This is a genomic window from Roseburia sp. 1XD42-34 (assembly GCF_009917385.1).
GTDB lineage: Bacteria > Bacillota > Bacilli > Bacillales > Amphibacillaceae > Virgibacillus.
Genome location: NZ_QWLJ01000010.1, coordinates 67,423 through 90,108 on the forward strand (window position 1 = coordinate 67,423; position 22,686 = coordinate 90,108).

Here is a 22,686-nt window from a genome sequence, read left to right on the forward strand (position 1 = left end):
TTAGGCGGTAGATAATATGAGTCGAACCAAGGAAACGCTATTAAAAGGATTAAACCAGCAACAACGAAAAGCTGTTATCCATACAGACGGTCCACTGCTCATAATGGCAGGTGCTGGAAGTGGGAAAACACGGGTTTTAACACATCGAATTGCCTATTTGTTAGCGGAAAAGGATGTTGCAGCACGCAATGTGCTGGCGATTACGTTTACGAACAAAGCAGCTCGAGAAATGAAAGAACGTGTAAGGAGATTGGTTGGTTCTGAGAGTGAATACATGTGGGTATCGACCTTTCACTCCATGTGTGTACGAATTTTACGTAGAGACATAGACCGAATTGGTTACAACCGTAATTTTACCATTCTCGATAGCAGTGACCAACTGTCGGTTATTAAACAGGTACTTAAAAATTTGAATATCGATCCGAAAAAGTTTGAGCCAAGAGCGATGCTTGGTCAGATCAGTGCGGCAAAAAATGAACTTATTACTCCAGAAGAATATAATAAGCAAGTTAGTAATTTTTTTGAACGCCAAGTAGGACAAGTTTATGATGCGTACCAAAAGATGATTGTAAAAAATCAGTCGCTTGATTTTGATGATTTAATTATGCAAACGATCCATTTATTTAAACGTGTGCCAGAAGTACTGGAATATTATCAGCGCCGTTTTCAGTATATCCATGTGGATGAGTATCAAGATACCAACCACGCACAGTATTCTCTCGTTAAAATGTTAGCAAGCCGGTACCAGAATTTGTGTGTGGTCGGGGATTCAGATCAATCAATTTATCGCTGGCGTGGTGCGGATATCGCTAATATCCTTACGTTTGAAAAAGACTACCCGGCGTCAAGAACCATTTTATTAGAACAAAATTACCGATCAACGAAGTCGATTTTAGCTGCTGCAAACCACGTCATTGCAAATAATACAGGCAGAAAGCCAAAGAAGCTTTGGACAGAAAACGATGACGGAAAGCAGATCCATTATTTTCAAGGTGCAACCGAGCAAGAAGAAGCTTTATTCGTCACGCAAAAAATTCAGCAATTAACCCGAGAAGAGGGATATTCTGCAAGCGATGTGGCGATACTGTATCGAACGAATGCGCAATCACGTGCGATTGAGGATACGTTAGTCAAATCAAACATGCCATACCAAATGGTCGGCGGAACGAAATTCTATGAGCGAAAAGAAATAAAAGATATTATTGCTTATCTTCGTTTAATTGCTAATCCAGACGATGATTTGAGCTTCGAACGAGTGGTCAATGTCCCAAAACGTGGGATTGGAAAAACGTCGATCGAACGGTTGCGAGAATACGCTTCTATCCATGACATTTCATTCAACCAAGCGGTGAAGGAAGTCGACTTTACTGGTGTGTCTAAAAAAGCGGCTCATGCTCTTATTGAATTTGCTAGTATCATGGAATCTTTTGCTCAGCAACAGGAGTTTTTAACTGCAACAGATATGGTAGAAGCTGTTTTAGAACGAACTGGATATGAGACAATGTTAAAAAATGAACGATCGATTGAAGCGCAAAGCAGACTGGAAAACTTAGAAGAATTCATGACGGTTACCAAGGATTTTGAAGCAGTAAGTGAAGATAAATCGCTCGTCGCCTTTTTGACTGATTTAGCGTTAATTGCAGATATCGATCAAGTCGATGAAGCTGAAACGGAGGCAGAAGATAAAATCACGTTAATGACGCTGCATGCAGCGAAAGGCTTGGAATTTCCAGTTGTATTTTTAATTGGTATGGAAGAGAATGTTTTTCCACATAGTCGTTCGATGTTTGATGAAGAAGAAATGGAAGAAGAACGCAGATTAGCATATGTTGGTATTACCCGTGCGGAAAAAGAGTTATACCTTACACATGCACGAATGCGGACTTTATTTGGCCGTACAAATATGAATCCGATTAGCCGATTTATTAATGAAATTCCGGAAGAGTTAATGGCAGGAATCGAGGTTGCTAACGCTTCTATGTTTGGTGGAAGCAGAGAGTCAAATCCAAGCAGGACGGCTCCAATGAAGCGCAAAGCGCAGCAAATGCCAAAAACGTCAGGTGCTGAAAACGAAACATGGTCTCCTGGTGACAAAGCCAATCATAAAAAATGGGGCACAGGAACGGTTGTAAGAGTGAATGGCGAAGGTGAAGCAATGGAGTTAGATATTGCATTCCCTGCACCTATTGGTATTAAGCGCGTGCTGGCAAAATTTGCACCAATTACGAAAGAGTAGGGAGGTGCTTGGGTGGATAAACAACAAGCACAGATAAAAATAAAACAATTAACGGAAACTTTAAATCAATACAACTATGAATATCATGTGCTCGATAAACCAACTGTAGAAGATGCTATTTATGATCAAAAGATGCAAGAGCTCCGTAAGCTGGAGGAAGCATACCCTGAATTTAAAGACCCAGATTCCCCTACACAGCGAGTTGGTGGGGAACCACTGGAAGGATTCCAAAAGGTGGAGCACCGTATTCCTATGCTCAGTTTAGCAAATGCCTTTAATGAACAAGATATTCGCGATTTTGTTAGGAGAGCGAGTCAAGGAACAGAAGAGCCTATTAGCTTCGTCTGTGAATTGAAAATAGATGGGTTAGCCGTTTCATTAACCTATGAAGATGGCAAATTTGTTCGTGGAGCAACGCGTGGTGATGGAACGATTGGTGAGGACATCACAAGTAATTTACGAACTATACGCAGCATACCTTTAACGATTAGAGAAAAAGAAACGCTGGAGATACGTGGAGAAGCGTTTATGCCTCACAAATCCTTTTTAGCTTTAAACGAAGAACGAAAGGCGAATGGTGAAGAACCTTTCGCCAATCCGAGAAATGCGGCTGCAGGTTCCTTACGTCAGCTTGACCCGAAAATTGCTGCAAAACGTAATCTCGATATCTTTTTGTATGGTGTTGGAGAGTGGTCCAATAGTAATTTAACGAAGCATAGTGAACGATTAGAGCGTTTAAAAGAAATAGGTTTAAAGACAAATCCGGAATGGAGGAAATGCTACTCCGTGGAAGAAGTCATGGAATATGTAGAATATTGGACAAAAGAACGACCTCATCTCCACTACGAAATCGATGGGATCGTCATTAAAGTAGACGACCTCCTGCAACAGGAAGAGTTAGGTTATACAGCGAAAAGTCCCCGCTGGGCGATAGCTTATAAATTTCCGGCTGAGGAAGCAGTCACAAAATTAATAGATATTGAATTAAGTGTTGGAAGAACTGGTGTAATCACACCAACAGCTATTTTAAACCCAGTAAAAGTTGCGGGGACAACTGTCCAACGTGCTTCCCTTCATAATGAAGATTTAATCCGCGAACAAGATATACGGATTGGAGATACGGTCGTGATTAAAAAAGCAGGAGATATTATTCCGAAAGTTGTACGAGTGATGGTGGAAGAACGTACGGGTGAGGAAAAGGAATTCCATATGCCAAAGGACTGCCCTGCGTGTGGCGCTGAGCTTGTCCGCCTGGAAGAAGAGGTCGCCTTACGTTGTATTAATCCAAATTGTCCTGCACAATTAAAAGAAGGGCTTATTCATTTCGTATCTAGGAATGCTATGAATATTGATGGTCTTGGCGAAAAAGTGATTGCCCAATTATTCCAAGCCGAACTTGTAAAAACAATTGCTGATATTTATCGTTTGGAGAAAGCAGAGCTCTTGGAGCTTGAACGTATGGGGGAAAAGTCTGTAACGAACTTATTAGCAGCGATTGAAGCTTCGAAAGCTAATTCATTGGAACGTCTATTATTCGGTCTTGGTATTCGTTTTGTTGGCGCAAAAGCAGCTAAGACGTTGGCAATGGAATTTGGAACAATGGAAAAGCTGCAGCAAGCAACGTATGACGATTTGCTAGCAATTAATGAGATTGGTGAGAAAATGGCCGATTCCATTGTGCAATATTTCCAAGAGCAGCAAGTCATCGAACTTTTAGATGAGTTACGAGCCCTTGGCGTTAACATGACTTATTTAGGTGCTAGACCTTCAGAGGCGGCAAAAACAAGTCCGTTTCATGGAAAAACTGTTGTCCTGACAGGGAAAATGGATATCTATACACGTACAGAAGCAAAGGAGTTAATTGAAAGCTTAGGTGGAAATGTCACGGGAAGTGTAAGTAAAAAAACGGATTTAGTAATTGCTGGTGAAGATGCAGGATCGAAGCTGGAAAAAGCAGAAAAACTAGGGATTGACGTATGGAATGAATCCCAATTTCAGCAAGCCATCGAAAATGAGGGAGTGGAATCGTGAAAAAGACAAGTATTTGGTTTATTGGGGCGCTGTTACTACTCACGAGTTGCGCCCCTAATCTGAATGATGAAGAAGTTGTGCAGAAAAAAGAGTCTAATTCAAAAGAAGAACAGGCAATTGTCCCTAGCTATCAGCTTTCTGCTGAAAATTATAAAATGATCCTTCCTTTTAAGCCTGGTAAAGCGAGAGGTGTCATCGTTGGCCAAGTAGCTAACCGACTTGATATCGACGAAATGGAGGAGGGCTTACGTAGACATTCAAAAGAAGTATACGATCCCGAAAAATATTTGTTTCAAGAGGGACAATATATTGATGAAGAAACAGTTATAAACTGGATTGATGCGTTAAACCCAAAAAAGAAAGAAAAGGCATCTAAGGAATATCACGAAAAAAACCCACGCTATCTTTCCCATGTTTTAGAGCAGAACTATCTAGTGAAAAATAAGGAAAACGCGGTAACCCTAGGAGGAGTTTCTATTGGGATTGCAATGAAATCTACATACCAATTCCAAACGGAGACAGGCGGGACGACATACGAAAGGGATATTAGCCAATCTGAGATGATGAAACAAGCAAATAAAATCGCCGCTAAAATTCTAGAAAATTTGCGTGAAATGGAAGGTTTGGAAAATGTGCCAGTGATGATGGCGATTTATCGGGAAGAGGACGAAGCTTCCCCGGTTCCTGGAAACTTTGTGGCCAAAACAAATATCCCAGCAGATAGTTCTTCTGTTGGTGAATGGGAATCAATAGGAGAAAAATATGTATTATTCCCATCAGAGGAAGGAAAAGAAAAACATTTCGAAGATCACGAACTAGTTACCAATTTTGGTAAAGAAATCGCCAGTTATTTCCCGAACTATGTCGGTGTCATTGGCGAAGGCTTTTACGTAAATGGTGAGCTCCAAAAAATGTCAATTGAAATTCCGATTGAGTTTTATGGAAAAGGGGAAGTGGTCGGTTTTTCCCAGTATGCATATGGTCTAATCCAGGAAATGTTCCCGGATCACTATGCCATAGAAGTAAAAATAACGTCCAGTGATAAACTGGAAAGCCTTATTTATCGAAAACCTGGTTCGAAAAAGCCGACGGTGCATATTTTATAATGTTTGATTAAAAGAATTTGAGAGTAGCCTGTGTAGAAAATATTGTTTTTATGCAGGCTTTTTTTAAACATAAGAAAGTATGTAAAGGGAGTAGGAGTATAAAATGAGGTGCTTGTGGATAACGAAATAACCGAATAGCCGTGTCCGGTTCGTAGCGGCGACGCGACTTTAGAAATGTTCCCTACGATATATCATCATCGCTTGTCACAAAGAGAAGACCGACTAAAAACTGGCTTGCCGCCCAAACGTCAGCATACTCCAGTTTTAATGGCATGATTCCTAATTTCTAGTTGATTCGTTCCAGTCGCTCCGTTGCTAAACGGGCGCTTGCGCCTTTGTTCTTGTCTGGGAAATTATCAAATTTTCCAGTTGTGGATAAACTCACGAAGTTATTTAGCCACGTCCGGCGCAAACGCCCAGCAACTAGGCGACTTCACAAACCGCCTCTGATAAGTCATCATCGGTTCGTACCTCACCGTGATTCCTTTATCTCAGTTGATTCGTTCCAGTCGCTACGTTACTAAACGGGCGCTTGCGCCTTTGTTCATAACTAAAAGGATTTGAAAAGGTAGGGAAAATAAGAAAATAAGGTATTGAATTAATTTATTAGTTATGTCTTATTTCCTAATAAGTTTAGTTTGAAATTAAACTATTGACCGATAATATTTTAATGTTTATTCAAAAAGTAATGCTTCGAAATACGGTATTTTTGCATTTTCATCCACTTTATTCAGTGATTTTCCTTAATGAAGAAAGTAGGAAAGTTTTTTGCGCCCCTTTTCATTGCAAAATATATTAATACGCCATTATTTTCCCAATATGAATTATCTGAATTTATGTTATAATGACACTATACAAAGGAAACCTAATTATTAAGGATGGTGGGTGGCGGAATTTGATAGATATAGGACCGTTTATCAAATTGCAACGAACAAAGCGGCAAATGACACAAGGGGAATTGTCGGAAGGAATCGTTTCCTTGTCTTATTTATCCAAAATCGAAAATAAAAAGACGAAGGCCAGCCCAGAAATCATTCAATTGCTTTGTAATCGATTAGGGATTGACTTTGCAGAGGGAACGAATGCGCATATTGAGGAAAAATGCCAACAGTGGTATGAGATGCTTTTTAGTTATTGTGATAAACAAGAAATGAAAGCTAGGTATGAAGAATTACAATCACTTATGGAACATAGCATTAATGAAAACTTTATCATGTTTGAAATACATCAAATACGTTACTATGTTATTTTAAGTGAACTGGATCAAGCATTGGCAAAAATAAACGAATTACGGGAACTGGTCGATTCATTTAATGTAAAACAAGAATATTATTGGCACAAGTTCCAGGGGAATTATTATTCTTATATGGATGAGCACGTTAAAGCAATGGAATTATTTCAGTTGGCGCAAGAAAAAATACCAACTGCTAGTTTGAAAGAGACGGAGATTGCCGATTTCAAATATGCATTAGCTATCACGCATAGCCAATTATGGGAGCAACTAGAATGTCTTGATTATACGAAGGAAGCAATGGAAGTATTTCAACGTGAGTATAATTTTGTACGCTGTGGTCAATGCCATATTCTATTTGGGATCTCTTACCAAAGATTTAAAATGTACGATAAAGCGATTAAAAATTTTCAATTAGCCAAACATTTAGGGGTACTGAGTGATAATGCAGATGTCGTTACCTTAGCATATCAAAATCTAGGGTATTTGTATTCACAAATGGGTAATCCAAATGAAGCAATTAAGAATTATTTGTTAGCTTTTGAAGAAAATAAAGAACCGGAATACAAATTAAAAGTTGAAGCAATAACCTACTTAATTCAAGAATTTTATGTTATTGGAGATTACGAAAGTGTAAGTAAGTATCTGGAAAAAGCAAAAGAATTGCTTAGACAAGATGCAAATAACGTACACAAATTCTACTACCAATTTTGCAAGTATAGCATTCAGGTACATACTTATTTGTTAAATGAAGAGTTTGATAAATTTAAAGCGTTATTAACAGATGACTTTATACCTTACCTTAAGCACGCCGGCGAGTATGGTGAATTAGCATTCTATGCTAAAATGTTGGCAAATCATTTAGAACAATGGGGAAAGTATAAGGAATCTGTTCAATATTATAAGTTAGCAAGCAGAAGCTACGAGGAGTTTGTGAACATGTAGGTTAAAATGAGGAGGGATAAAGTGAAAAAAGTGATACTATCCGTACTATGTGGTGCATTTCTTATTGGGGGATTTTTCTTTACGGAGCAGCAGTTTTCAGATAGTGCTGGAAGAGGTCATCCAGAAACAACTTCTCTGAACCCAACTAAATAGTTTTAATTCATTTCATTCTTTTCAATCTGTTTTAACTTTTTTACCCTATTTATGATAGAATTTTTCCCAGAGTGGCGTGGAACCCGTTCTGGGACTTTTTTTGTTTTAAAGTATCCATTTCTGTAGCCCTCTACAGCCTCCTTTTGACTGACGCCTTGAAGTGAATTTGCTACACATCCCTCTCATTTTCTTTATATTTACAGGCACTTCGGATGAAGAGGCTGGGACATAAGCAAATACGATATACCATAAGCCGAACAATCCATTTATAATTGTTCCGTTTATTTGCATTACAATCACTGCTATGTCAAAGTGATTCGCTGATAAGAAAGTAAAAAAGTTTGGAGCTTGTGTAAAACAGGATAACCGGAAAAGCCCCGTCTGGCTTCAACACCCAGTAACTAGACGACTTCACGAAGCGCCCTACGATAAGTCCTCATTGGTTCGTGCCTCACCTTGATTCCTAAACCTTTAGTTGCTTCGTTCCAGTTGCTATGTTGCTAAACGGACGCTCTGCGCCTTTGTTCCTGCCTCATTAGTAGTTCACATGATTACAAGTAGTTTAAAAGTGTTTACGCTTTCAATAAAATGCGTTATTGTTGTAATATTCTATTAAGAAATAATATTGCTTAAACTGAATTGTATCTAGGGAGGGGAAAGTTATATGGAATACACCATCCAAGGGGCAACGTGGTTTTGGTTATTTGTCCCAATGCCTATTGTACTTATTTTATCATGCATTACTTTATTTACAGAGAGGAGGGAATAAACGATGACTACACCTACACTGGTCACCTTTATCGTTTACTTAGTAGGAATGCTGACGATTGGTATGATTATGTATTATCGAACGAATAATTTATCGGATTATGTTTTAGGCGGGAGAGGCTTAGGGCCGGGAGTAGCTGCGCTTAGTGCTGGAGCTTCAGATATGAGCGGTTGGCTATTATTAGGATTGCCTGGTGCTATTTATGCTTCAGGTCTGTCGGAAGCGTGGATGGGAATTGGACTTGCAATTGGCGCCTATTTAAATTGGCAATTTGTTGCCAAAAGATTGCGTGTATATACGGAAGTAAGTAATAACTCGATTACCATTCCGGACTTTTTGGCAAATCGGTTTAAGGACACATCACATATTTTACGTGTGATTGCAGCATTAGTTATCTTATTATTCTTCACTTTCTATACATCATCTGGTATGGTAGCCGGAGCAAAGCTTTTTGAAGCTTCATTTGGGCTTTCCTATGAAGCCGCCCTTTGGATTGGTGGTATTATTGTTATTTCTTATACGCTGTTAGGAGGCTTTTTAGCTGTAGCTTGGACAGATTTTGTCCAGGGTTTACTGATGTTTCTTGCATTACTTGTAGTACCAGTTGTGGCATTAACGCAAATGGGCGGATGGGATGCTGCTGTGCAAGCAGTTGGGGAAATTAACCCTACCCACTTGAATATGGTTGAGGGCGTTGGGGTGATGGCAATTATTTCTTCACTTGCATGGGGATTAGGCTATTTTGGTCAGCCACATATCTTGGTACGTTTTATGGCTTTACGTTCACACAAAGATGTACCAAAAGCAAGGTTTATTGGAACCGCATGGATGGTTTTAGGATTGTATGGTGCGATTTTTACGGGGTTTGTTGGTCTAGCATTTATTAGTACTCAAGAGGTTTCTATCCTTTCTGAATTTGGCATTCAAGTTGTAAATGAGAATGGGTTACAAGTATTGGCTGATTCAGAGAAAATTTTTATTGCCTTTTCACAAATTCTCTTTCACCCTGTTGTAGCAGGGGTATTATTAGCTGCCATTTTATCAGCAATTATGAGCACGATTGACTCGCAATTACTTGTATCTTCCTCAGCAGTAGCAGAGGATTTATATCGAGCTATATTTCGTAAAACAGCAACGGATAAGGAACTGGTATGGGTAGGCAGGCTGGCAACTGTCATTATTGCCTTGATTGCACTTCTAATTGCCCTAAATCCAGACAGTTCCGTGTTGGATTTAGTTGGCTATGCATGGGCTGGATTTGGTGCAGCATTTGGTCCCATTATTTTGTTAGCTTTATTTTGGAGGCGGGTTACACGTAATGGCGCACTTGCAGGTATTGTAGTTGGTGCAGTGGCAGTTATTATTTGGGGGCCGATTTTATCCGGAGGGATTTTTGATTTATATGAAATTGTTCCTGGTTTTTTCTTTAATTTATGCACAACGATTATCGTTAGTTTACTTGGTAAGCCTAATGAAGAGCTAATTGCTGATTATGATGAAACAGTGAAAAAATTGCAAGTGTAATCCAAAAAGGTTGTGTCAAAACGCTTTTGATCTAGAAACTCGAAGTTACCGCACTTTGAGGAGAAGAGTGAAAAATCTGTCTTTTAGAGGTGCTTTTATAACTTGGTTTAGTAAAAATTGTAAATAAATGACTACCAAACAGTATTTGTAAGGGCTGATTAGTTAATCAAAACTATATTCCTGGCACTTTACAAGAAAGAGAAGGAATGTTCCGAAATATATGTAAAGAATGAGAATGCCCTTCTTATCATTTTCATTGACACGTTTTTTCAGGATGGACGAGGAAACGGTGCATGAATTCGGTTTACTTCTCTACTTTAGTTGCTTAGTCATAGGACATTCTGCTATTATCAATAGTGTTACCAACGTTTATTTTGCTTTAAGAGGTGACAGGACCTTTAAAATGAAAACAAATTCTATAACCAAAGATAAATCAATTGTCTAGCCCGAATGTAACTAACAGTAACGCCCCCTCTTTCAAGTTACGAGGAAAGATAAGGGAGGAACCAACTGTAAGTTAAATGCCGCTGCGGTTACCCTGTATATATGTTGCTGTAAGGATATCGCCTCATGAGTTAGAGAGTGTACCCTGAGCAAGTCTAAGTGGATAACAGACCTAAATATCCTGTTTTGTAAACGCCCTTTAGGTCATACTGTTACGGTACTAACAATAGCGGGAAAAAATACTTCACTGATTGAAGGGTTCATCCTATACACCATCAGTAAAGGATGAAGGAAAGTACTACTCATGAATAATTCACGTTATGAATGCACTTCTGGTGTGTACCATATAAAAGTATGTAGTTTGGAGGGAAAGAAGTGGAAAAAATTTCAAAAGATCAAGTAAAGCATGTTGCTCATTTAGCTCGTTTGCATGTAACAGAAGAGGAAGCAGAAATGTTTACTGAGCATTTAAGTTCGATCATAGCTTATGCAGAGCAGTTAAATGAATTGGATACAACGAATGTAGAACCGACAACGCATGTGCTTGATATAAAAAATGTGATGCGTAAAGATAAACCGAAGCAATGGATTACACAAGAAGAAGCACTGAAAAATGCTCCAGATCACAAAGGTGGCCATTTTCGTGTACCATCAATTTTGGAGTAGGGAGGGAAAAGAATGTCGTTATTTGATTACACCATCAAGCAATTAGAAGAGAAATTACATAATGGTGAAATTACCGTAGAAGAGCTAGTAAATACTTCCTATGGGCGTATCCATGAAGTGGATGACCAAGTTCATGCATTTCTTACATTAGATGAAGAAAAAGCAAGAACAAAAGCAAAAGAACTGGATAAGGAATCAGATAAAACAGCAGCTTTATTTGGCATTCCTAGCGGGATAAAGGATAATATTGTAACGAAATCGCTACGTACTACATGTGCTAGCCAATTTCTGGATAATTTTCATGACCCTTTATATAACGCAACGGTTGTAAATAAATTAAATCAACAAAAAGCTGTCACCATTGGTAAATTGAATATGGATGAATTTGCAATGGGATCATCCAATGAAAACTCAAGCTATGAACCAACTCGTAACCCTTGGAATACCGATTATGTTCCTGGTGGGTCTAGTGGTGGCTCAGCAGCTGCTGTAGCAGCAGGTGAAGTGCTATTTGCATTAGGGTCAGATACAGGTGGCTCTATTCGTCAGCCAGCAGCATTTTGCGGCGTTGTAGGATTAAAGCCTACATACGGACGGGTATCTCGGTTTGGTTTAGTAGCCTTTGCGTCCTCTTTGGATCAAATTGGTCCAATTACCCGTACGGTAGAAGATAATGCACGTGTACTGGAAGTGATTTCTGGACATGATGTGATGGATTCAACGAGTGCAGATGTAGAAGTCCCTACGTACACAAAAGCTTTAACGAATGATGTGAAGGGATTAAAAATTGCTGTACCAAAGGAATACCTTAGTGAAGGTGTAACTCCAGAGGTTAAAGAGACAGTTATGCAAGCATTAAAGGTATATGAATCTTTAGGAGCTACGTGGGAAGAGGTTTCCCTGCCCCACTCTAAATATGCTGTTGCAACATACTACCTGCTATCTTCATCGGAAGCTTCAGCCAACCTTGCTCGCTTTGACGGGGTTCGTTATGGAGTTCGCTCTGAGAATGCAGAAAATATGATTGACATGTTCAAAAAGTCACGCAGCGAAGGATTTGGCGAAGAAGTGAAACGTCGGATTATGTTAGGGACGTTTGCCCTTAGCTCTGGATACTACGATGCGTACTATAAAAAAGCACAAAAAGTGCGTACATTAATTAAACAGGATTTTGATCAGATTTTCCAAGATTATGATGTGGTAATCGGACCAACTACGCCAACTCCAGCATTTAAAGTCGGGGAAAAAGTGGACGACCCACTAACGATGTATGCAAATGATATTTTAACCATCCCGGTAAATTTAGCTGGCGTACCAGGTATTTCCGTTCCATGTGGGTTTTCTGGGGCAGGACTGCCAATCGGTCTGCAAATTATTGGGAAGCATTTTGATGAGGCTACTGTATACCGCGCAGCACATGCGTATGAGCAAGCGACGGATCACCATAAACAGCGCCCTCAGCTAGGAGGTGCCAAGTAATGAATTTTGAAACAATCATTGGCTTAGAAGTACACGTTGAATTAAAAACAAAGTCGAAAATTTTTAGTCCTAGTACTAATGAGTTTGGGACAGCTCCAAACACAAACGTGAACCCAATCGATTTGGGATACCCAGGTGTTTTGCCTGTATTGAATGAAGAAGCGGTTAATTTTGCTATGAAAGCAGCAATGGCTTTAAATTGTGATATTGCGACTCATACGAAATTTGATCGCAAAAATTACTTCTATCCGGATAATCCAAAGGCTTATCAAATCTCACAATTTGATCAACCTATTGGTGAGAATGGCTGGATTGAGATTGAAGTACATGGAAAGAAAAAACGGATTGGCATTACTCGACTTCATTTGGAAGAAGATGCGGGTAAACTAACGCATGGTGACGATGGTTATTCGTTAGTTGATTTTAATCGTCAAGGCACACCATTAATTGAAATTGTTTCCGAACCAGATATGCGTTCACCAGAAGAAGCTTACGCGTATCTAGAAAAACTCAAAAACATTATTCAATATACTGGCGTGTCCGACGTGAAAATGCAGGAAGGGTCTTTACGTTGCGATGCTAATATTTCTTTACGTCCAATTGGGCAAGAAGAATTCGGAACAAAAACAGAACTAAAGAATTTGAACTCTTTTAGCTTTGTGCAAAAAGGATTAGAATTTGAAGAAAAGCGTCAAGAGAAAGAATTGCTTGCAGGAGGAAAAATCCTGCAAGAGACACGGCGTTACGATGAAAAAACAAAGGAAACGATCCTTATGCGTGTGAAGGAAGGTTCCGATGATTACCGTTATTTCCCTGAGCCGGATCTAGTTCCATTGTATATTGATGAAGCTTGGAAGGAGCGCATTCGTAAAGAAATTCCAGAGCTTCCTGATGCCCGCAAAAAACGATATATAGAAGAGCTTGAGTTACCGGAATACGATGCAACCGTGATTACCAATTCTAAACAAATGGCTGATTTCTTTGAAGAGGCAATCTCACACGGTGTGGATATGAAGCAAGTTTCTAACTGGCTTATGGGTGAAATATCTGCCTACATGAATAAGCATTTAAAAGAGTTGGATGAATTAGCGATTACGCCAGAAGCGTTGGCAAAAATGATAAAACTGATTGATAATGGCACGATTTCTTCAAAGATTGCTAAAAAGGTGTTCGCAGAGTTAGTGGAAAATGGTGGCGATCCGGAAAAGATTGTGAAAGAAAAGGGTCTTGTACAAATTTCTGATGAAGGTCAGTTGAAAGAAATTATTTCTAAAGTGCTTGATGAAAACGAACAATCGATTATTGACTATAAAAATGGTAAAAATAAAGCAGTTGGTTTCTTAGTCGGTCAAGTGATGAAGGCTACTAAAGGTCAAGCAAACCCACCAATGGTTAACAAAATTTTATTAGAAGAAATAAACAAACGATAATAAATTATCTGGACTATTATGATCGCTTTCAGGTAGTCCAGACTGTGATATGATGGTCTCTTTTTGTGAAGCGCGATAACAAATTAGCAGTCTATGGAATGATAGCGGCGTGTGGATGTCTGTTTCGAGAGGGTTTGACAGAAAAAACTTTCGAAGCTCGGGTTAATGCAGTTAACTAACGCAAGGGTTTCATTGTGGGCAGGGATTTTTCCCTTATTTAAGGAGATAAGAAAGAAAGTATAAAATTTTGGCTTTGGGATACCGATATAACGGAATAGTCACGTCCGGCTTAAGCGCCCAGCAACTAGGCGACTTCACGAAATCGCCTTCCGATAAGTCATCATTGGTTCGTGGTTAAGAGGAAGGCCGACTAAATACGGGCTTGCCGCTCAGGCGTCGGCATACCCCTGGTTTTAGTGGCATGATTCCTAAAACTTTAGTTGATTTGTTCCACTTGCTACGTTGCTAAACGGGCGCTTGCGCCTTTGTTCGGTACCGATTCACTGAGTTACTATAGGCATATTAGGCGACTGATAATAGAAATCTGTAGTGAGTTTTAAACATGGGAAACGACAAAGTTTTAACGAGAATTTAGCTACTTTCCGTTGGTCATGTTATTCCGTATATAAGGTGCTGGAAGGCTCTCGCTTCAGGAGTTGGATAATCTGTACTAACCAACAAGTCTAAGTGAAAGATGACAGCGCCTAAATGCCCTATTCCGTAAGCTGCTTTAGGTTATATCATTATGGTACTAACAATCCGTAGGGGATGAATACCCCAATAATGAGATTCACTTTATCAGAAGCAGCTGTACACAAACTTCATTCGGTTAATGTTGACATATGTAAGTGATGCTTCATACAATCTTGCTTGTGTCCTCTTTTCAAAATTATAGAAAAGCGCTATGATAAAGAGTAGACTGCAGATACATCCTGTTTTAGGTTGCTGTGAATAAGCATATGAATTAGGTTAGGTCTATTTAGTTACATACTTTTTAAATATCATTATATGTTTGCAATTTTTAAAAATTATGGTCCTGCATACTTGGTGCAATGCGGAGGGAAAGCAATGAATAAAGCGCGTATTATTTATAATCCTACGTCTGGTAGAGAAGCTTTTAAAAAAGAATTGCCAGCTGTATTAGAAAAGCTTGAAGTAGCTGGTTATGAAACATCTGCTCACGCAACAACTTGTGAGGGAGACGCGATCCAAGCTGCAAAATTGGCTGTTGAAAGGGGTCATGACCTTGTTATTGCTGCTGGTGGAGATGGAACAATTAATGAAGTTATTAATGGGATAGCTGAGCAGGAGAGTCGTCCAAAGCTTGGTATTATACCAGTAGGGACGACGAACGATTTTGCCAGAGCCTTACATATTCCACGTGATATTCAAAAAGCGGTTGATGTAATTACGGAAGGAAAATCGATGTGTTTAGATATTGGAAAAGTGAATGATCACTATTTCATGAACATTGCTGGTGGAGGTAAACTCACTGAACTGACATACGAAGTGCCAAGCAAGCTAAAGACGATGCTAGGACAGTTAGCTTATTATATGAAGGGGATTGAGATGCTCCCTTCTTTAAAGCCGACAAGAGCAAAAATTGAATATGATGGCAATGTCATTGATGAAGATATTATGCTTTTTCTCATCTCCAATACGAATTCAGTTGGAGGTTTTGAAAAACTCGCTCCGGAAGCGGATATGCAGGACGGTTACTTTGATTTAATCATCTTGCGCAAAACAAATTTGGCAGAATTTATCCGAATTGCGACATTAGCACTACGCGGAGCACATTTAGAGGATCGACACGTCATCTATGATAAGGCGAAGCATGTTAAAGTGACGCCAGATGAGAAAATGCAATTAAATATTGACGGTGAATACGGTGGACTGCTCCCAGGAGAATTTGCAAATTTACAGCAGCATATTGAATTCTTCGTTCCAGCTGAATTTATCGAAAAGAATTAACGGACTGCATGTATGAACTGCACCCAAAACTTAGATGATACATCTAACTTTTGTGGTGCACATCATTAAGGCAGTCTTTTTGCATGTTAAAAAGGCTTTTTGCGCTGTTTTGCTGAGCGAGTCGACTGAAACTGACTGCTGGTAATGGAAGGATTATCTTGTTTTTATGCATATTTGTAAAGCTTGTTAATTGCGAACTTCGGCGAAAAAATGGTGAACTCCGTCGATATCAAGTGAACTTCAGCGATTTTACTGTTTTATCCATAAATAAAACGTTAACGAGTCCTTACTATCGGTTTTTAAAACTCACTTCCAAAAGGTGAAAAGTCTGCTAAGCTTATGAATAATAGAAGAAGTTTTTGATAGGAGGTATTGTTTTTGAATGGAGAATTTTATGTCGGATGGGGAACATTAGCGTTAATTAATGCTGGGTTAGTGCAAGGGAAGAATAGAAAGCTTTCAATTGGTTTTTAATTGCCTTTGTTTATAGGACCCATTGCCACGCTTAGTTTGTTGTTCGTTGGGAACGCGGATAAGCTGAATAGGTAAATTAAGATAACATAACATGGTTACATATTTCCAAGTGCATGAATTCATTATGTAACCATTCATTTCTATGATAAGATAGGAACACAAACTAGCGTATAAAGGAAGAGAATCATGGCAAAAAAAGCAGTACCAGTAAAAAAGAATGAGATCTTGATGCTCACATTTGAAGATTTGACCCACGAAGGGAATGGAGTTGCTAAAGTAAATGGCTACCCTCTATTTGTACCGTATGGATTGCCAGGCGAACAAGCTCTCGTTAAAGTTATAAAAGTAAATAAAAATTTTGGCTTTGGGAAGCTTATGGAAGTAAAGCAAGCAAGTCCAGATCGAGTAGCACCACCTTGTGATGTGTATTATAAATGTGGGGGATGCCAATTACAGCATATGAGTTATGAACTGCAGCTGGATATGAAGCGAAACCAAGTAAAAAACGTGATGCGAAAAATTGCCCATATGAGCCATGTTCCAGTTCATCCTACAATTGGTATGACGGATCCATGGCGTTATCGTAATAAAGTGCAAATCCCGGTTGGTGAAAAGAATGGCAAGTTGATTACTGGTTTTTACCAAAAGCGCAGTCATCGGATCATTGAAGATATGGATACATGTATCATTCAGGATGAAGTTAATGATCGTATGGTAGAAGCAGTTCGGCGGATTGCCAACCAATTAGGAATCACTGCTTATGATGAATCCCATCATCGCGGGGCGTTGCGCCATATCATGGTACGTACCGGTAGTGAAACACAGGATACGATGGTTGTTCTCGTAACTCGAACGGATAAACTTCCAGAACAGGATAAGCTGATTCAAGCATTGACGGAAACCTATCCTCATATTAAATCGATTGTTCACAATGTGAATAAGGAAAAAACGAATGTCATTTTAGGTAAAAAGACGAAAGTTATTTGGGGAGATGACTATATTTACGATACGATTGGCGACATTCGGTTTGCTATTTCTGCTAAGTCGTTTTATCAAGTCAATCCACCACAAACAAAAGTGCTATATGAAAAAGCTTTGGAATATGCAAAGCTTCATTCATCGGATGTAGTTATTGATGCATATTGTGGCATTGGTACGATTTCACTATTTTTAGCGCAGCAGGCGAAAAAGGTTTACGGCATAGAGGTTGTTCCAGAAGCAATTAGCGATGCAAAAAGAAATGCCAAACTGAACGGAATTACCAATGTTGAATTCGTTGTAGGTGAAGCTGAGAAAGTTATGCCATGGTGGAAGGCACAGGGGTTGCATCCTGACGTAATTATTGTTGATCCGCCACGAAAAGGATGTGACGGAGACTTTCTGCAAGCAATGATCGAGATGGAACCGAAACGAATTGTGTATGTTTCCTGCAACCCGTCTACACTAGCTCGAGACTTAAAAATATTAGATGAAGGCGGCTATGAAACGAAGGAAGTGCAACCAGTTGACATGTTTCCGCAGACGAATCATGTGGAGGCTATAGCGTTGATACAACGGAAAATTATGTAGAAATTCTTAGTTTCACAACGTTTTACAAGCATGCACACTTTGTACCAAATGGTGAAAATGGGCGTAAAAAAGTGATGAAAAACCATATTGGGGTTTCAGTAGGAATTGAACTGGTGTGTGGGAACACAACAGAATTATAAACTTTAACTTAATAGATACTATAAAATTTAGACGTTCAATTAAAATGAGCGTCTTTTTTTTATGCCTAAAATGAAGAGTAGAGGTGAAATATGACTGGACTAACATTGGGAAGTTTATTTGATGGAATCGGGGTATTTCCTCTATCTGGTTCTCGTTACGGAATTAGTCCGACATGGGCAAGTGAGATAGAGAAAGCACCTGTATCTATTACAAAACACCATTTCCCTAACATGCTCCAGATGTTGATTGGTATATAAAGGCAGATGATCTGGTCTTAAAGGGAAAAGCGACAATATAAACTAGTAACATTCCAAAGTCTACCCCTAGTAAGGAAAAATAGTGAAAGTCTTTAGAAAACGAGGGAAACGAATTCGAGCGAGTGATGTGTCCCTCGTTTTTCAATTTGTATTCTTTGGACTCGTTGGTGTATGGCTCGCTTCTTTTATCCCTTTTCATCTGTCATTTTTACATTCTACAACGTGGCAGCTTGATTTATTTCAAGCACACTTTATCAGTAGATATGGGTTGATTTCATTGGTGATTAGTTTAGTGATGGTAGCTTGTTATACTTTTGTTTATTATCGCTATCGGTATGATCGTATCAGGCAAGTTATTCACCGTCAAAAACTCGCCAAAATGATTATAGAAAACGGTTGGTATGAAATGAAACAAGTACAATCAAGTAGCTTCTTTGAAGACATACCAAATGGAAAAGCAAAAGATAAAATTAGTCATTTTCCTAAAATGTATTATCGGCTGGAAAAAGGATTGCTTCATATTCAAACAGAAATCACATTGGGAAAATATCAAGAACAGTTACTAAACCTCGAAAATAAACTGGAAAGTGGTTTGTACTGTGAATTGGTATCGAAAGAGTTACATGATTCCTTTGTGAAATATATCTTGCTCTATGACACAATTAATAGTCGTATTTCCATTGATGAAGTGGTTGCACAAAATGGTAGCTTAAAGCTCATGGATTCGATGTATTGGGAATATGATAGCCTCCCACATATGTTGATCGCTGGCGGAACTGGCGGCGGAAAGACGTACTTTATTCTCACACTGATTGAAGCGCTATTAAAAACAGATGCAAAATTGTATATCCTAGATCCAAAAAAATGCCGATTTAGCGGATTTAGCCACATTTATGCCTGATGTGTATTATAAAAAAGAAGATATGATGGCTCGTAGTGAAGAAATGAAACAAATGCCTAACTATAAAACAGGAGAAAACTATGCTTATTTAGGCTTATCTCCTCATTTTTTAGTTTTTGACGAGTACGTGGCATTTATGGAAATGCTTGTTTCCAAGGAAAATACAGCAGTGTTAACCAAACTAAAACAGATTGTTATGCTAGGACGACAAGCAGGCTTCTTTCTTATTCTTGCCTGTCAACGACCAGACGCAAAATACCTTGGAGACGGCATTCGAGATCAGTTTAATTTTCGGGTTGCTTTAGGTCGTATGAGTGAACATGGGTATGGCATAATGTTCGGATCGGACGTACAAAAAGAATTTTTCTTAAAACAGATCAAAGGACGAGGGTATGTTGATAAAGGAGATAATGTCATTTCAGAATTTTATACACCACTTGTCCCGAAAGAACATGACTTTTTAAATGAAATTGCTAAACTAGCTCGATAAAGGCTGCCCAGTGCGGCGGCGTGCGAAGCGAAAGCCGACGTGCTGGGCTAAGCCTGCGTGGCGACAGCCACGCCTTAACCCCCCATTTCTAACAGGGGGGTAGAAAAACAATAAGAAACTGTTCCAAAGACCAATAACACCTGATGGCACAACGGTTTGGAGCATATGAAGAAGATGTCAGCTTTTAATCTTTAGTTGACATCTTTTTTTAGTTGTGCGCCCTGCATGGGCGGAAACTTGGTGGCGAAAGTCCACTACAGGCTTGGCAGTAGGAACTGTTAGCGAAAGGCAAGGTGGCTATCGTGAGGTAGTGGCTGAAGGAAGCCGGACGCAAACTCCTGAACTGACACTTATGTTTTACCATTATTGTATATTAGGGATTGCATGCTTTGATAACAGTTTCTATATATCCGACATCTGGTCTACTTGGTTCTATATTCCACGGGATTTTGTTTCCCTTCGCAAAATCGTAATGACAATAATATTGATCTTTCATTCCATTTTGATTACTAAACTCGCTATCATTAATATGTTTATTGAGAAGTTTAGCCCAACTATCATTACGTATGGATGACCATTCTAAAATTCCTGAATCCCATAGTAATGGTTTAGGATGGATACTTAAGGAAGTTATATTGTCCCTAACAATCCAATTACTTGAATTAAAATAATCTTCATAGGTATACGAAGCTATTAAATAATTTATATCTATCATTTTCTCTTGAGAACTAACCTGTATTTTTAAATGTCCATTCACTATAGATAAATCCATATTTTTTTTATTTTCAAACGAGATAATTCCAATAGAGTCTCCATTAGCATTGTATACATTAGCTGAGTTTACTTGATTTCCCTCATTATCCTTATTAATTATAATGTATTCTCCATTCGTAGGGGTGAAGGGAATTATAAAAGATAATTTTTTATTGTTACCTTGAGTATTATTTATAAGAGTAATTGTTTCTTTGATCTCATTACTTTGTATATTTCTAGCAGTTGTAGTTAAATTTTCTGAAATTGGTTCTTTAAAATAATTTAAAACATTAATATTTTGAGCTTGGGTGGGACTACTTGGTAAAAATAAAGTGGTTAAAATTAAGACTGATAAAATGCAGATTAATAAACTATTATTTTTTGTCATTCTTATCCTCCTCAAATTATAACAATAATTATATACTAACACAATTTTAAAATAATAAATATTTTTCTGATTTATATATATTCTCTTGTGCTAATGTTTACTGGTATGAAAGGATATATAGGTACGCAAACTCTAGCAATAATTGCATGTGGTCTTGTCCCATAAAACTTAACTTTAAAAAGACTATGAGATTTTTATTCAGAGAGTCAATGGTTAGAGTTATTATGGACCTTAATTGTTAACAATATATGTAGTAAACTTGTGGAATTTGTCTCTCATGCCTCAGATCACTTCTTATAATCGATCTTCTTTTCACTTTTGTTTGTTATTATTAAAGTGTATAATGATCAAGGTTTACTATAGTTTGATAAAAAGCGATAAAGCATGGTATAAGTGTAAAAGAAGTGATTTTTTTAATAGATAAGAAAGTATAACAATTTTGGCTTTGGGATACGGATATAACGGAATAGCTACGTCTGGCTTAAGCGCCCAGCAACTAGGCGACTTCACTCCATTGCCCTACGATAAGTCATCATCGGTTCGAGGTTAAAAGGTAGGCCGACTAAAAACGGGCTTGCCGCTCAGGCGTCGGCATACTCCTGTTGCAGGAGCATGATTCCTAAAGCTTTAGTTGCTTCGTTCCAGTCGCTACGTTGCTAAACGGGCGCTCTGCGCCTTTGTTCATATTTTGGAACAAGATTTTGATTCGTGGTCCCATGATGAAAGGATTTGAGTTTATATATGATAGATAATTTTTGGCGTGATTTACCAAAGCCGTTTTTTGTGCTGGCGCCAATGGAAGATGTGACGGATGTTGTTTTTCGCCATGTAGTTAGTGAAGCAGGAAGACCAGATGTGTTTTTTACAGAGTTTACAAATTCGGAGAGCTATTGTCACCCAGAGGGGAAGTTGAGTGTACGTGGACGTTTGACTTTTACCGAAGATGAACAACCAATTGTAGCTCACATATGGGGAGATAAACCAGAATACTTTCGACAAATGAGTATTGGTATGGCGAAACAGGGGTTTAAGGGACTGGATATCAATATGGGCTGTCCTGTCCATAATGTTGCAGCAAATGGAAAGGGATGTGGGCTTATCCGACGCCCTGAAGTTGCAGCAGATCTAATACAAGCTGCAAAAGCAGGGGGATTGCCTGTAAGTGTGAAGACAAGGCTTGGTTATACTCATGTAGATGAATGGCATGACTGGTTGACTCACTTATTGAAACAAGACATCGTAAATCTTTCCATTCATTTGCGTACAAAAAAAGAAATGAGTAAAGTAGATGCCCATTGGGAACTGATCCCAGAAATTAAGACTCTTCGTGACCAGGTAGCACCAGATACGCTTTTGACGATTAATGGGGATATTCCGGACAGGCAAACGGGTATGGAACTTGCTCATCAATATGGTGTGGATGGGATTATGATTGGGCGTGGTATTTTTAAAAATCCATTTGCCTTTGAAAAGGAGCCAAAAGATCATAGTAGTAAGGAATTGCTTGATCTCTTACGATTGCATTTAGACCTTCATGATAAGCATTCAAAAATAGAACCACGTCCATTCAGACCACTTCGTCGCTTTTTTAAGATATATGTCCGTGATTTTCGAGGAGCGAGTGAACTAAGAAATCAATTGATGAGCACAGAATCAACAGACGAAGTACGCATATTGCTGGATAACTTTGAGTATAGTAATGGTGGTTCGTGTTGATGGAGCGATGAG

14 protein-coding genes and 1 pseudogene are annotated in these 22,686 nt (G+C 38.8%); 14 read left to right on the plus strand and 1 reads right to left on the minus strand.

Annotated elements, in window-relative coordinates:
- The first annotated feature begins 16 nt into the window (after positions 1–16).
- The 13 genes and pseudogenes from pcrA (at position 17) to D1839_RS07810 (ending at position 19,817) form a co-directional block, all read left to right on the plus strand.
- Positions 17–2,236 carry a DNA helicase PcrA gene (gene pcrA / locus D1839_RS07755; RefSeq protein ID WP_120379340.1) on the plus strand — a complete coding sequence of 740 codons (2,220 nt, stop codon included), beginning with the start codon at positions 17–19 and terminating at the stop codon, positions 2,234–2,236.
- A 12-nt stretch (positions 2,237–2,248) separates the two neighbouring features.
- Positions 2,249–4,267: an NAD-dependent DNA ligase LigA gene (gene ligA, locus D1839_RS07760; protein ID WP_120379341.1), complete on the plus strand. Its 2,019-nt coding sequence runs from the start codon at positions 2,249–2,251 to the stop codon at positions 4,265–4,267.
- The gene (locus tag D1839_RS07765; protein ID WP_120379342.1) at positions 4,264–5,373 is read left to right on the plus strand and encodes a CamS family sex pheromone protein; all 1,110 of its coding nucleotides are present in this window, start codon (positions 4,264–4,266) and stop codon (positions 5,371–5,373) included. Before ligA ends, D1839_RS07765 begins: the two co-directional genes overlap by 4 nt.
- 895 nt (positions 5,374–6,268) lie before the next feature.
- The gene (locus D1839_RS07770; protein WP_158589620.1) at positions 6,269–7,549 is read left to right on the plus strand and encodes a helix-turn-helix domain-containing protein; all 1,281 of its coding nucleotides are present in this window, start codon (positions 6,269–6,271) and stop codon (positions 7,547–7,549) included.
- Between the two features lie 21 nt (positions 7,550–7,570).
- Positions 7,571–7,702: a hypothetical protein gene (locus D1839_RS20785; protein ID WP_286164748.1), complete on the plus strand. Its 132-nt coding sequence runs from the start codon at positions 7,571–7,573 to the stop codon at positions 7,700–7,702.
- A 772-nt stretch (positions 7,703–8,474) separates the two neighbouring features.
- Positions 8,475–9,995, plus strand: a complete 1,521-nt coding sequence (gene putP, locus D1839_RS07775) for a sodium/proline symporter PutP (protein ID WP_120379344.1) — start codon at positions 8,475–8,477, stop codon at positions 9,993–9,995.
- 819 nt (positions 9,996–10,814) lie between these two features.
- Positions 10,815–11,105: an Asp-tRNA(Asn)/Glu-tRNA(Gln) amidotransferase subunit GatC gene (gatC, locus tag D1839_RS07780; protein ID WP_120379345.1), complete on the plus strand. Its 291-nt coding sequence runs from the start codon at positions 10,815–10,817 to the stop codon at positions 11,103–11,105.
- Between the two features lie 12 nt (positions 11,106–11,117).
- The gene (gene gatA, locus D1839_RS07785; protein WP_120379346.1) at positions 11,118–12,584 is read left to right on the plus strand and encodes an Asp-tRNA(Asn)/Glu-tRNA(Gln) amidotransferase subunit GatA; all 1,467 of its coding nucleotides are present in this window, start codon (positions 11,118–11,120) and stop codon (positions 12,582–12,584) included.
- A complete protein-coding gene (gene gatB, locus D1839_RS07790) occupies positions 12,584–14,014 on the plus strand; it encodes an Asp-tRNA(Asn)/Glu-tRNA(Gln) amidotransferase subunit GatB (protein WP_120379347.1) in 1,431 nt (476 codons plus the stop codon). The genes gatA and gatB overlap by 1 nt, the downstream gene beginning before the upstream one ends.
- Before the next feature lie 1,068 nt (positions 14,015–15,082).
- Positions 15,083–15,985: a diacylglycerol kinase gene (locus D1839_RS07795; protein ID WP_120379348.1), complete on the plus strand. Its 903-nt coding sequence runs from the start codon at positions 15,083–15,085 to the stop codon at positions 15,983–15,985.
- Positions 15,986–16,645: 660 nt separating this feature from the next.
- The gene (gene rlmD, locus D1839_RS07800) at positions 16,646–18,028 is read left to right on the plus strand and encodes a 23S rRNA (uracil(1939)-C(5))-methyltransferase RlmD (protein WP_120379349.1); all 1,383 of its coding nucleotides are present in this window, start codon (positions 16,646–16,648) and stop codon (positions 18,026–18,028) included.
- A gap of 230 nt (positions 18,029–18,258) precedes the next feature.
- Entirely contained in the window at positions 18,259–18,426 is a 168-nt protein-coding gene (locus tag D1839_RS07805) for a hypothetical protein (RefSeq protein WP_286164749.1), read from the plus strand.
- 82 nt (positions 18,427–18,508) lie between these two features.
- A pseudogene (locus tag D1839_RS07810) lies at positions 18,509–19,817 on the plus strand (FtsK/SpoIIIE domain-containing protein).
- Positions 19,818–20,190: 373 nt separating this feature from the next.
- Here D1839_RS07810 and D1839_RS20335 read toward each other — a convergent pair.
- Positions 20,191–20,958, minus strand: coding sequence for a DUF2599 domain-containing protein (locus D1839_RS20335; RefSeq protein ID WP_199690020.1), 768 nt, complete (start codon positions 20,956–20,958; stop codon positions 20,191–20,193).
- Between the two features lie 741 nt (positions 20,959–21,699).
- Between D1839_RS20335 and D1839_RS07820 the strand changes: the two genes are divergently transcribed.
- Entirely contained in the window at positions 21,700–22,674 is a 975-nt protein-coding gene (locus D1839_RS07820) for a tRNA dihydrouridine synthase (RefSeq protein WP_120379350.1), read from the plus strand.
- Positions 22,675–22,686: the final 12 nt, after the last annotated feature.